General features: G+C 69.1%; 10 protein-coding genes. 6 read left to right on the forward strand and 4 right to left on the reverse strand.

Annotated features, from left to right (window positions below; translation table 11 throughout):
* Positions 1 to 12: 12 nt before the first annotated feature.
* Positions 13 to 1,416, forward strand: coding sequence for a glycoside hydrolase family 6 protein (locus Acor_RS10205; RefSeq protein ID WP_155336332.1), 1,404 nt, complete (start codon positions 13 to 15; stop codon positions 1,414 to 1,416).
* A 475-nt stretch (positions 1,417 to 1,891) separates the two neighbouring features.
* On the opposite strand, the gene ligA is transcribed toward Acor_RS10205, so the two are convergent.
* The 3 genes from ligA to Acor_RS10220 all read right to left on the reverse strand — a co-directional run bounded on the left by ligA (position 1,892) and on the right by Acor_RS10220 (position 5,805).
* Positions 1,892 to 4,204, reverse strand: a complete 2,313-nt coding sequence (ligA, locus tag Acor_RS10210; protein WP_155336333.1) for an NAD-dependent DNA ligase LigA — start codon at positions 4,202 to 4,204, stop codon at positions 1,892 to 1,894.
* Between the two features lie 128 nt (positions 4,205 to 4,332).
* Entirely contained in the window at positions 4,333 to 4,740 is a 408-nt protein-coding gene (locus Acor_RS10215) for a hypothetical protein (protein WP_155336334.1), read from the reverse strand.
* 63 nt (positions 4,741 to 4,803) lie between these two features.
* Entirely contained in the window at positions 4,804 to 5,805 is a 1,002-nt protein-coding gene (locus Acor_RS10220) for a methionine synthase (protein ID WP_246238544.1), read from the reverse strand.
* A 19-nt stretch (positions 5,806 to 5,824) separates the two neighbouring features.
* On the opposite strand from Acor_RS10220, the gene Acor_RS10225 reads away from it, so the two are divergent.
* Complete coding sequence (locus Acor_RS10225) at positions 5,825 to 6,454, forward strand: MBL fold metallo-hydrolase (RefSeq protein WP_155336336.1); 630 nt, start codon at positions 5,825 to 5,827, stop codon at positions 6,452 to 6,454.
* A gap of 10 nt (positions 6,455 to 6,464) precedes the next feature.
* Here the strand turns inward: Acor_RS10225 and mnmA are convergent, their stop codons facing one another.
* The gene (gene mnmA, locus Acor_RS10230) at positions 6,465 to 7,541 is read right to left on the reverse strand and encodes a tRNA 2-thiouridine(34) synthase MnmA (RefSeq protein WP_174876128.1); all 1,077 of its coding nucleotides are present in this window, start codon (positions 7,539 to 7,541) and stop codon (positions 6,465 to 6,467) included.
* Between the two features lie 233 nt (positions 7,542 to 7,774).
* Between mnmA and Acor_RS10235 the strand changes: the two genes are divergently transcribed.
* The 4 genes from Acor_RS10235 (at position 7,775) to Acor_RS10250 (ending at position 12,756) form a co-directional block, all read left to right on the forward strand.
* On the forward strand, positions 7,775 to 8,809 hold the full coding sequence (locus Acor_RS10235; protein ID WP_155336337.1) for a DUF695 domain-containing protein: 1,035 nt from the start codon (positions 7,775 to 7,777) through the stop codon (positions 8,807 to 8,809).
* Between the two features lie 220 nt (positions 8,810 to 9,029).
* Positions 9,030 to 10,184: a cysteine desulfurase family protein gene (locus Acor_RS10240; protein ID WP_155336338.1), complete on the forward strand. Its 1,155-nt coding sequence runs from the start codon at positions 9,030 to 9,032 to the stop codon at positions 10,182 to 10,184.
* Positions 10,185 to 10,464: 280 nt separating this feature from the next.
* Positions 10,465 to 10,986 (forward strand): TetR/AcrR family transcriptional regulator, encoded by a 522-nt coding sequence (locus tag Acor_RS10245; protein WP_155336339.1) that lies wholly within the window; start codon positions 10,465 to 10,467, stop codon positions 10,984 to 10,986.
* A gap of 591 nt (positions 10,987 to 11,577) precedes the next feature.
* Positions 11,578 to 12,756: an MFS transporter gene (locus tag Acor_RS10250; RefSeq protein WP_155336340.1), complete on the forward strand. Its 1,179-nt coding sequence runs from the start codon at positions 11,578 to 11,580 to the stop codon at positions 12,754 to 12,756.
* The last annotated feature ends 22 nt before the right edge of the window (positions 12,757 to 12,778 follow it).

The raw sequence follows: 12,778 nt of genomic DNA on the forward strand, positions 1-12,778 counted from the left end.
GATGGAGACCTCATGTTTCGTAAAGGGCCCCTGACGGTGGCCGTTATCGCGGCGGCCACCGCACTCGGCATGGGCGCCGCGGTGCTCACGAGCTCCGCGGCCAACGCCGCGGATTCCGTGTTCTACGTGGATCCCCAGACGAGCGCGGCCCGCTGGGTCGCCGCCAACCCGAACGACAGCAAGACCGCCGTGATCCGCGACCGGGTCGCCGCGGTCCCGCAGGGGCGCTGGTTCACCACCACCAACACCGCCACCATCCGGAGCGAGATCAGCGCCTACGTCGGCGCGGCCGCGACCGCCGGGAAGATCCCCATCATGGTGGTCTACAACATCCCGAACCGGGACTGCAGCGGCGCCTCCACCGGTGGCGCGCCCAACCACACCGCCTACCGCGCCTGGATCGACGAGATCGCGGCCGGCCTGGCCGGACGGCCCGCGTCGATCATCCTCGAACCCGACGTGCTGCCGATCATGACCAACTGCCAGAACGCCACCCAGCAGGCCGAGACGCGGGCCTCCATGGCGTACGCGGGCAAGAAGCTCAAGGCCGGCTCGTCCGCCGCGAAGGTCTACTTCGACATCGGCCACTCCGCCTGGCTCGGCGCGGGCGAAGCCGCCAACCGGCTGATCGCCGCCGACATCGCCAACAGCGCGGACGGCATCTCGATCAACGTCTCCAACTACCGCTCCAACAGCACCGAGATCGCGTACGCGAAGGCGATCATCCAGGCCACCGGGATCAGCCGGCTCAAGGCCGTCATCGACACCAGCAGGAACGGCAACGGGCCGCTCGGCAGCGAGTGGTGTGACCCGGCGGGCCGGGCCACCGGCACGTGGAGCACCAACGTCACGGGCGACGCCGCGATCGACGCCTTCCTGTGGATCAAGCTTCCGGGCGAGGCCGACGGCTGCATCGCCGGGGCCGGGCAGTTCGTCCCGCAGCGCGCCTACGACCTGGCCATCGCCGCCCCGCCGCCCACCAACACGCCGTCTCCGACGCCGTCGCGCTCCCCTTCACCTTCCCCCTCCCCGTCACCGCCGCGCTCGCCTTCCCCCTCCCCGTCACCGCCGCGCTCGCCCTCCCCGTCTCCGTCGCCGTCCCCCAGCGCCGGTAAGGCCTGCACCGCGACCTACGCGGTCACCAGCCAGTGGAACAACGGCTTCGGCGCGACCGTCACCATCCGCAACAGCGGCACCGTGGCCACCACCGGCTGGACCGTCCGCTGGACCTTCGCCAACGGCCAGACCATCACCCAGCTCTGGAACGCCGCCCACACCGTGAGCGGCGCCAACATCACCGCCACCAACATCAGCTGGAACGGCAACCTGGCCGTCAACGCCAGCACCTCATTCGGCTTCAACGCCACCCACACCGGCACCAACGCCCTCCCCGCCGTAACCTGCACCGCCGTCTAACTCTCTCCCCCGGCCGGTACGCCTAAGCGCGACCGCCCCCTAGAGGCCACCCGGCCCCGCCACCAAACCGGCGCCGGGTGGCCTCCGCCGTTCCGCCCCACAACCGAATGGCTGCCGATGGCTCGGCGGGACATGCTTCGACTCGAGGGCTGGCCGAGGAGATCGTCCGACATTCCCGCCTCATGACCGAATGGCGGCTGGGTGGCCTCCGGCATTTCTGCCCCACCACCGAACGCGACCGCGTGACCTCCGGCATCCCATCCCGCGACCGAATGGCCTCCCGCGTTTCCATCCGACGGCCAAATCGCTGGAAACGTCCTCGCATTTCCGACCGCGCTCAGGGCTACTTCCCCAGCGGTCACCATGACGAGCTGCGGGCCCCACTTGGCGCCGATGCGGCGAGGAGTGTCACCGGTGTGAACGGCGCCGGATATCGGCGAGAAACCTGAAGAAGCGCCCGTTTCGGTGGGCGCTCCTACTCTTCGGTCAGTCCGGTGGGTGAGTCGGCAGCCGGTTCCGCGGGTGGACTGACAGCCTCCGGGCCGTCGGCTTCTTCAGCGGGTTCCGCGGGTGGGCTGACGGCCTCCGGGCCGTCGGCTTCCTCAGCCGGTTCCGCAGGTGGGCTGACGGCCTCCGGGCCTTCGGTGAGGAGGGTTTGGAAGGCCGCTTCTTCGAGGATGGGGACGCCGAGTTTGGTGGCTTTGTCGTGTTTGGAGCCGGCGTTTTCGCCGGCGATCAAGAAGGAGGTTTTCTTGGAGACGGAGGCGGTTACCTTGCCGCCCCGGGTGGTGATGGCGGCGGCGGCTTCGTCGCGGGTGTAGGCGGCGAGGGTGCCGGTGACGACGAAGGTCAGGCCTTCCAGGGTTTGCGGGCCCCGGTCGGCGGGGGGTTCGTCTTCCATGCGGACGCCGGCGGCTTTCCAGCGGGTGACGATGTCGCGGTGCCAGTCGACGGCGAACCAGTCGATGATGGCGGCGGCGACCCCGGCGCCGATGCCGTCGACGGCGGCGAGTTCCTCTTCGGTGGCGTTGGCGATGGCGTCGAGGGAGCGGAACTCGTCGGCCAGGGCTTGGGCGGTGGGCGGGCCGACGTGGCGGATGGAGAGGGCGACGAGCACACGCCAGAGCGGCTGTATTTTGGCCTTCGCCAGCTGTTCCAGCATCTTTTCCGCGTTCTTGCTGGGAGCTCCGGCCTTGGTGGCGAAGAAGGAGACCTCCTTCTGCTCGCCGGTTTCGCGGTCGGTCTTGGGCTGGCCGGTGTCCTGGTCGCGGACTATCGACCTGATCGGGAGCAGCCGGTCCATGGTGAGGTCGAAAAGATCGGCCTCGGTGCGGACCGGCGGATTCACGTCGTGCGGGGGCAGCGGCTGGGTGAGGGCGGTGGCCGCGACGTAACCCAGGCCCTCGATGTCGAAGGCCTTGCGGCCGGCCGCGAAGAAGATGCGTTCACGTAGCTGGGCGAGGCAGAACCGGGTGTTGGGGCAGCGCAGGTCGGCGTCGCCCTCCCGCTCGTAGGCGAGCTCGGTCCCGCACTCGGGGCAGTGCGTGGGCATCACGAAAGCCCGCTCGGTGCCATCCCGCAGGTCGATCACCGGCCCGACGATCTCCGGGATCACGTCGCCGGCCTTGCGGAGCACGATCGTGTCCCCGATCAGCACGCCCTTCCTGACCACTTCGGACGCGTTGTGCAGGGTCGCCCGCTCGACCGTGGACCCGGCCACGACCACCGGCTCCATCACCGCATACGGCGTGACCCGCCCGGTCCTGCCGACCCCGACGTGGATGTCACGCAGCTTGGTGTTGACCTCCTCCGGCGGATACTTGAACGCGATCGCCCACCGGGGAAACTTGCTCGTCGACCCGAGCTGCCGCTGCACGTCAATGCGGTCGACCTTGACCACCACACCGTCGATCTCGTACGCCGGATCGTGCCGGTGCTCGTTGTAGTAGTCGACGAACGCCTGCACCTCGATCAGCCCGTGCACCACCCGATAGAGGTCGCTGACCGGCAACCCGAACGACCGCAACCGGTCATACATCTCCGACTGCGTCTTGGGCGGCGCCGCGCCCTGCCACTTCCCGACCCCGTGCACGATCATCTGCAGCGGCCGTCGCGCGGTGATCCGAGGATCTTTCTGCCGCAGCGACCCGGCCGCCGCGTTCCGCGGATTGGCGAACGCCGGCCGCCCCGCGTCCATGATCTGCTCATTGAGCTTCTCGAACCCCGCGACCGGCAGGAACACCTCACCTCTGACCTCGACCAGGTCGGGAAAGTCGTCCCCGGTGAGCCGGTCAGGCACCCCGCGGACCGTGCGCACATTGGGCGTCACGTCCTCCCCGGTGCTCCCGTCCCCGCGCGTGGCGGCCCGCACCAGCCGCCCCTTCTCATAGACCAGCGCGATGGCCAGCCCGTCGATCTTCAACTCGCAGAGATAGGGCCCCGGCTCGGCCTCGACCAGCCCTTCGGCGCGCACCTGCCAGGCGACCAGATCCGCCGCGTTGAACGCGTTGTCCAGGCTCTCCATCCGCTGCAGGTGACTCACCGCGGCGAAATCCGTGGAGATCGGCGCCCCGATCTTCTGGGTGGGCGAATCCGGCGTGCGCAGTTCGGGGAATTCATCCTCGATCGCCCGCAGTTCGCGCATCCACGCGTCATACTGCGCGTCACTGACGGTCGGCGAGTCGAGCACGTGGTAGCGCCAGTTGGCCTGCTCGACCAGTTCGGTCAGCTCCGCATGCCGCCCCCGGCGCTCGGACAGCTCGTCGGAAACACCGTCAGGCGAGGTCATCCGGGACTCCCCTCATCGTCCAATCCCAGGAGAACGGTAGCGCCGACCACCGACATTCTCCTGGTCGAAGACCGGACCTTGACGGAAGAGGGCCGCGCCCCGAGGACATCGGGCACGGCCCCCCGCCCTCAGCCGCCCTGCGCCCAGACCCCTTCGTACGCCGAGCACTTGCTGGTGATTTTCACCGACGTGCCCCGGCACACCCGAGCCTCGACCGACAGGACATACCCGGTGTTCATCGTGAACTTCCGATAACCCGCCGAGCAGTTCTTGTAGCTCTTGTAGACGGTCTTGCCCTGGTCCGTGAGGTACTTGAACCGGATCCACGAGCAAGCCCCCGAACTGGACCCGTCGTACAGCTTCCCGGTGATCCGGAGGCCCCCCGGCCGGGTGGCGATCTTCCCGCTGGTCGCCTTGGCCTTGCCGTCCGAGGAAGACACCGGCCCCCAGTGCCACGTGTCGGCGGCGTTCGCCGGGGAAACCAGGACTCCGAGCAAGGTCGCGGCCGCGAGCCCGGCGATGACGAGTGCACGCATGTATCTCTCCTTAGATGCAGACCAAGAGATACGCGGCGGCGCTTGCAGTTGACTTGCTACCGGCTACTCCGCCTCGGGATCCTCGCGCAGCACCCGGGCCGCCTCGCGGCACCGGATCAGGGCCGCCTTCGCGTAGCCGGGTGAGGCTCCGGCCAGGCCGCAGCGGGGCGTGAGCACGACCTGCCTGGCCAGGTCCTCCGGCCGGAAGCCGAGGCGGCGCCACAGCTCGACCGCGGGTTTGGCGGCCACGTTGGGCGCGGGCAGGCGGCTGTCCACGCCCGGGACGACGCCCAGCAGGAAGGCGGTGCCGGCTTCGATCGCCTCGCCGATGTGGTCCTCGTCCGCCCGGCGCAGCAGGGACGCGTCCAGGGAGATGCCGCGGGCGCCGGCCGTACCGAGCACGGAGAAAGGGACCTGGGGCGCGCAGCAGTGCACGATCGGGAAATCGGCCACCGACAGCACCCGCCCGAGGCGCTCGGCGGCGACCTGCGCCTCCACGGCGGCGATCCGCCCGAATCCGGACGCGGTCGGCACCATCCCGGCCAGCACGCCCGGCAGGCCCGGCTCGTCGATCTGAACGATCAGCTCGGCTCCCGGCACCCGCTTGCGCACGTCCGCCACATGGGCGGCGAGCCCGTCCGCGAGCGAGTCGACCAGATCCCGGACCGCGCCCTTGTCCGCGAGGGTCTTGTCGCCATACCGCAGCTCGATGGCCCCGGCCAGGGTCCACGGCCCGCAGATCTGGATCTTGAACGCCCCCGCGTACCCCTGTGACTCCTCCTCCAGCAGGTCCAGGTCGCGCAGCAGATGATCGCGGGCGCGCTTGAAGTCCCGCCCCGGACGGTCGCTGAACCGCCACCCCGACGGCTGCACCTCGACGGGCAGCTCCACCAGCAGCGACGCCGTCCGCCCGATCAGGTCCGCGCCGACCCCCCGCCCAGGCAGCTCCGGCAGGTACGGCACCGGCAGCTCGTCGAACACGGTCTTCAACGGCGGTCGGCCGTCCTCGCCGGGATGCGACCCGACCCCGGTCGCGGAGCCCTCGTCCCAGGGATAGTCAGTCACAGGTCCTAGCTTAGAGACCATGAAGCTCACCAAGTTCGGTCACGCCTGCTGGCGGGTGGAGAAGAACGGCTCCACCCTCGTCATCGACCCCGGTTCGTTCAGCGGCTCCGGCCTGCTCGACGGCGCCCGAGCGGTCCTGATCACGCACGAGCATTTCGACCATTTGGACCTGAAGGTGCTCCAGGCCGCCTCGCCGGACGTGGAGATCTGGACCTGCCAGGCGGTCGCCGACCAGCTCGTCGACGTCCCCGCCAAGATCCACGTGGTCCGGGACGGCGACACCTTCGACACCGCCGGATTCTCCGTACGGACCATTGGGGAGTGGCACGCCCTCGTCCACCCCGACGTGGCGATCATCCAGAATGTCGGTTTCTTCATCGACGAGGAGGTTTTCTATCCGGGCGACGCCCTGACCCCGCCCGGCGTGGACGTGCCCACGCTGCTGGTCCCGTCCAACGCGCCCTGGATGCGAGGGTGGGAAATGATCGAATACCTACGCGCGGTCCGCCCGGCACGCGCCTATTCGACCCACGACGGCCTGGTCAACGAGTACGGCCAGCTCCTGATCGACAACTGGCTCACCAAGGAAGCCGACCACCAGAACGCCGACATCCGGCGCATCCCCGTCGGCGACTCCGTCGAGATCTAGGCCGCGGAATCTAGGCCGCGGACTCGATGGTGGCCGAGCCGATGACCATGTCACCGGTGTAGAGCACCGCCGCCTGACCCGGGGCCACGCCGGTGGCCGGGGTGGCCAGGTGGATGTTCAGCTGGTCGCCGGAGAGCTGCGCCCGGCAGGGATAGACCTCGCCGTGGGCGCGAAGCTGGACATGGCAGGCGAACGGGGTGGCCGGCGGGTCGGCCGGGCCGTTCCAGACCGGCCTCGCGCACGTGATCGAGGTGACCTCCAGGGAGGTTCGGGGGCCGACCGTGACCGTGTTCGAGACCGGCTCGATGGACAGCACATACCGCGGCCTGCCGTCGGCGGCCGGGCGGTTGAGGTGGAGGCCCTTGCGCTGGCCGATCGTATAGCCGTACGCCCCCGGGTGGGTGCCGACGACCTCCCCGGAGAGTGCGTCCACGATCGGGCCGTCGGCGGAACCGAGGCGGTCGGCCAGGAAGGCGCGCGTGTCACCGTCGGCGATGAAGCAGATGTCGTGGCTGTCCGGCTTGTCGGCGACGGTGAGGCCACGGCGGGCCGCCTCCTCGCGGACCTGGGCCTTGGTCGAGTCCCCCAGCGGGAAGACGGCGTGGCTGAGCTGCTCGCGAGTGAGCACGCCCAGCACATACGACTGGTCCTTGCCGGCGTCGGGCGAGCGGTGCAGGACCCCGTCGTCCAGCCGGGCGTGGTGGCCGGTGGCGACGGCGTCGAACCCGAGGGCCAGCGCCCGATCCAGCACCGCCTCGAACTTGATCTTCTCGTTGCAGCGCAGGCAGGGGTTGGGAGTGCGGCCGGCCGCGTACTCGCTGACGAAGTCCTCGACCACGTCGCGGTGGAAACGCTCGGCCATGTCCCAGATGTAGAACGGGATGCCGATCACGTCGGCGGCCCGCCGCGCGTCCCGGGAGTCCTCGACCGTGCAGCAGCCACGGGCTCCGGTCCGGTACGACTGGGGATTGGCGGACAGGGCGAGATGGACGCCGGTCACATCGTGACCCGCTTCGGCGATCCTGGCCGCCGCGACCGCTGAGTCGACACCGCCCGACATGGCGGCGAGCACACGCAAGGTTCCCATAACAATTCGAGGTTACCGCCACTGACGGGGTTACTCGGCGGGGTTTTCCGGAGGGCCGACGACGCTCACGCATTCGCACGGTCGCCCACCACCGCGGTCGTGTGATCGCACGCTCACCACCCGTGCCGGAGTCGCCCGTATCGGGGTCACCGCCCGTGCCGGGGTGGCCGGTGGGGTGGCCCGTTCGGGGTCTCGTTGGCGGTGGGGTGATTCGGCTGGGATGATTGCTGCCCATGCGACTGTTCGGGCGCAAGAGCGAGCCGGTGGACCATGGCGAGTTGATCGCTGCCTTCTGGAGCTGGTGGGACGAGGCTCGGCCTCGGGTGGATGCGCTGGTGGATGCGGGTGATGCCGGTGAGCTGGCCGAACTCGTCGGGCCCGCGGTGACCGCGCTGGACGCGTCGTTGATCTGGGAGGTCGCGCCGGGGCTGGCGGCGAAGCATGCGCTCGTGGTCAGTGCGGCCGGGAATCCGGAGTTGCGGGCGTTCGCCCATCGGTGGGCGCTGGCCGGGCCCGCCGCCGACGAGCGCTGGGAGTTCCATCCGTCCCGACAGGCCAATCCGCAGGCCCTCGATCTGACCATCGACGTCGGCGGCCATCAGTTCAGCATGGACCGGTTCGTCCTCGGGCTGCGGGTTCCGCCAGGTACGCCCCGGGTCAACGTCTCCGCGTACCACCCGATTTTTCAGGACATCGACGACGAGACGCGGATGGAAACCACCCTCCTCGCCCTCGACTGGCTCCTCGGCGAAGACGAGGTCGCCCGCTGGGTCGGCGACATCGTCGCCGCCGAATACGAGCCCATCGACTCCATCGCCGCCATCCACCTCCCCGGCGTCGTCGCCGACGTAGCCCAAAGCTTCCCGGCCGACCGCTGGGCCCTCCTCGAAGGCCAGACCGGCACCGGCAAACCCCTCACGGCCACCGCCCGCTACCCCCTCCGCCCGGTCGACTACCCCCTCTTCGACCAGCACATCTCCCTTACCGTCCCCTACCGCGACGCCGACCCCAACGGCCTCCCCACCCCCGAGGCCCTCGCCGCCCTAACCACCTTCACCGAACAACTAACCACCCACCTGACCGCCGAAGCCGTCCTCACCGCCCACCTCACCACCGAAGGCACCCGCACCTTCCACATCTACGCCAACCCCACCAGCCCCACCGCCACCACCCTCAAAACCTTCGCCACCACCTGGCCCACCGGCCGCCCCCGCCTCACCACCGACAACGACCCCTCCTGGTCAGCCGTGGCCCACTTCCTGACCTAAGTACTGCACCGCGTCAGTTCGTTGAGATTGCCGGATTTGGCGCGGCTTGCCGCACCCGCCCATCCTTCGTTTCACCTCGGGCTCCGCCCGCCCGCGCCATTGCCGTGACGGCACATCGGGAGTGGCAGGGTCTGGCGCGGCTCAGCCCACCCGCCGGTCCGAGCGATCGGCTGCGCGCACAGTACGCTTGGTTGGTTGTGCGTTTTTGAACGGAGGGGTCGTGGGGACCGCTTACCTGGATCATGCTGCTACCACGCCGATGTTGCCGGAGGCGATTGGGGCGATGGTGGCCGAGTTGGACCAGGTGGGGAATGCTTCGTCGTTGCATGCGGCGGGGCGGCGGACTCGGCGGGTGGTTGAGGAGTCGCGGGAGACGATCGCTTGTGCGCTGGGGGCGCGGCCCAGTGAGGTGGTGTTCACCTCGGGGGGGACTGAGGCGGACAATCTTGCGATTAAGGGAGTGTTCTGGGCGCGGAAGCGGGCTCGGGTGCTGGTGAGTGCGGTGGAGCATCATGCTGCGCTGGATCCGGCGTACTGGCTCGCGGATAACCAGGGGGCGGTTGTCGAGCTTTTGCCGGTGGATGAGCGGGGGCTGGTGCATCCGGATACGTTGCGGGCGGCTATCGACGCCGATCCGGGGGATGTCGCGCTGGTCAGTGTGATGTGGGCCAACAACGAGGTGGGCACGGTTCAGCGAGTGCCGGAGTTGGCGGAGATCGCGCATGCGCATGGGATTCCGATTCATACGGATGCGGTTCAGGCGATCGGGCAGCTTCCGGTGAACTTCGCGGAGTCCGGGGTGGACGCGATGACCATTTCGGGGCACAAGGTCGGCGGGCCGATGGGGGTCGGGGCGTTGCTGCTGGCGCGTGGGGTCGATCCGGTGCCTGTTCTGCATGGTGGTGGGCAGGAGCGGGACGTTCGGTCGGGCACGCTGGACGCGCCTGCCATCGCGGGGTTCGCGGCTGCCGTGGAAGCCTCGGTGGCGCGGCGGGCCGAGCATGCCGCACGTCTGGCCGCTCTGCGTGATGATCTCGTGGAGCGGGTTCGCCAGGCCGTTCCGGACGTCATCCTGAACGGTGACCCGGTCGACCGGCTGCCGGGTAACGCGCATTTCAGCTTCCCGGGGTGCGAGGGCGATGCCCTGCTCATGCTGCTGGACGCCAAGGGCATCGAGTGCTCGACCGGCTCTGCCTGCTCGGCGGGGGTCGCGCAGCCGTCGCATGTGCTGCTGGCCATGGGTCAGGACACGACGCGGGCCCGGGGGTCCCTGCGGTTCACGCTGGGGCACACCTCCACTCAGTCGGATGTCGACCGACTGGCCGACGTGATCGCCGTGGTGGTGGAACGCGCGCGTCGCGCCGGCCTCACCTGAGGTTCAGACCTCCGCATCACGCCAGCCTTACCTGCGGTTGAAACCCCGCAACACGCCGGCCCTTACTGCGGTTGAAACCCCCGCAACACGCCGGCCCTTACCCGCAGTGAGATTCGCATCACGCCAGCCCTTACCTGCGGTTGAACCCGCAACACGCCAGCCTTACCCGCTCGGGTGAGACCCCGCATCGCGCAGGCCCTTACCTGCGGTTGAGATCTCCGCGTCGCGTCGGTCTTGTCCAAGGTTGAGACTTAACCGTCCGGACGGTACAGTAGAGGGTATGAAGAGGGATGAGTTGCTTGACGCTGCGGAAGGCCTGCTGGCCGACCATGGCTCGCAGGCGCTTACCCTCGCTGCGGTCGCTGAGCGTGCCGGGGTCAGCAAAGGTGGGCTGCTGTACCACTTCAAGACCAAGGACGCCCTGGTGGCGGGCATGATCGAGCGGCTTATCGCGGACTTCGACGCGCTCATCGCCGCACAGGAGGAGACCCGCTACACCCGGGCGTATGTGCGAGCCACCTTCGTCGCCGTCCAGAGCGGACGCCTGCGTCGCTGGGCCGTCGCCACCGGAGCGGCGGGCGATCCCGCCCTGCTGGTCCCCCTCCGGGAGGCCATGGCCCGCTGGCACAGCCACGACCTGGCCGCCGAACCGGACCCGGTGATGTCACGGATTGTCCGGCTGGCATGCGAAGGCGTCTGGGAGGCCGCCACGCAGTGCCCCGCCATCTTCGACCCTGGCCGCAGCCCCGCCCAGGGCGACTACCCCGGACTACGTGACCGCCTCCTCTCCCTCCTGCCTTAACCGACGTTCACGTTCCCGACCTGACGCGGCGCCAAGATCCCTGATTAGGTCGGTCGCCTACGTTCCCGACCTGACGCGGCGCGAAGGTCCCTGACTTAGGTCGGTCGTCCACGTTCCTGACGTGACGCGGTCGCGCACCTATCTGACGGAACGCGGCCACGCACATTTCCGACGTGACGCGGTCACATAACCCCCGGTAGAACGCAGACGCACATGTTCATGACATGACCCGATCACGCACCTTCTCAGCGGAACAAACCCCACATGCGTTTCTGACGCGGTCGCGCTACGCAACCGCACATGTTCACAAATGACACGGGCGCACAGCTTCCCGACAGAACGCGGCCACACCGTTTCTGACGTAACGCGGTCGCACAACCCCCGGGTAGAACGCGGTCGCACATGTTCATGGCATAGCGCGATCACGCGCGCTCCTAGCGGAGCGTGGTCGCGCACGTTAGTGGCATGGCGTCGTGGTGCACGTTCATGACGCGGTCGCGTTGGGTTCGTGGTCAAGGGTCTGCCGTAATCCCTCTCTCATCATTATCTCGTCGCCATTTCTTGGCTGGCGGTCTCGAAAAGGAGTTTGTAATGACGCGCGCCCTGAGGACTGCTCGTTTGGGGGCAATCCTCACTTTTGTCCTGGCTGGAGTGATGTGCGGGACGTACACCGTGCGGATTCCGGCGTTGACCGACAAGCTCGGTATGTCCGAGGCGGAGGTCGGGCTCGTTCTGCTGGCCTGGGGGCTGGGGGCCCTGGTGACCATGCAGGCGATGCGCGGGGTCATGGGTCGGGTCGGCAGCCGCGGGGTGCTGCGGGTGGCCGCGCCGCTGTGCGCGGGGACGCTGGCGCTGGTGGCGTTCGCCTGGTCGGTGCCGGTGCTCGTGGTGGCGTCGGTCGTGTTCGGGATGGCGTTCGGGGCTGTGGATGTGGCCATGAGCGCGCAGGGGTCCGCGGTGGAGCGGCGGGCCGGGCGGCCACTGTTGAGCGGGATGCACGCGGGCTGGTGCGTGGGCGCCATCGCCGCAGGTCTGCTGGGTACGGCGGCCATCGCGGCGGGGTTGTCGCTGACCGCGCACGTGCTGGTGATCGCGCTGATCTCGCTCCCGGCCTCGATGGTGCTGAGCCGGTTCTACTTGAATGACCGCATCCGTACCGCGGAGGCGGGGACCAGGCGGCGGCTGCCCGCCGCCGTCTACCTGCTGGGCGCGATCATGTTCGGGGCGTTCATGGTGGAAGGCGTCGTCGCCGACTGGAACGGCCTCTACCTGCGCGACGTTCTGCACGCGCCGGAAGCGCTGGCCGCGCTCGGTTACCCCATCTTCGAGGGCGGCATGCTGCTCGGCCGTCTCTCCGGCGACCGGCTGCGGCTGCGCTTCGGCGCCCCCGGCCTGATCGCCTGCTCCGGTCTCGCCACGGCGGCCACCTACGGCGTGGTCATCCTGGTCGCGTCCCCGGTGGCGGCGGTGGCCGGCATGCTCTTCGTCGGCGTCGCGGTGGCGATGATCTCCCCCATGGCCCTGTCCCTGGCCGGCACCGCCAGTGACACCCCCGGTGCCGCCATCGCCCAGACGGGCGCGATGGGCTACGCCGGTCTGCTGCTGGGCCCGGTCCTGGTCGGCTTCCTGTCGGGGGCGACGTCCCTCCGGATCGCCATGGTCACCGCCGTCGTGCTCGGCGTGCTCATCGCGGTGGCCGCCCGCTTCCTGCCCCGATCCCGTACGGCCGAGATCACGGCAGTCCCGGAGCGCCTCCCGATCGCCGCCTGACGCCAGGCGGACGGTGCCGGTG

The organism is Acrocarpospora corrugata (genome assembly GCF_009687845.1).
Classification (GTDB): domain Bacteria; phylum Actinomycetota; class Actinomycetes; order Streptosporangiales; family Streptosporangiaceae; genus Acrocarpospora; species Acrocarpospora corrugata.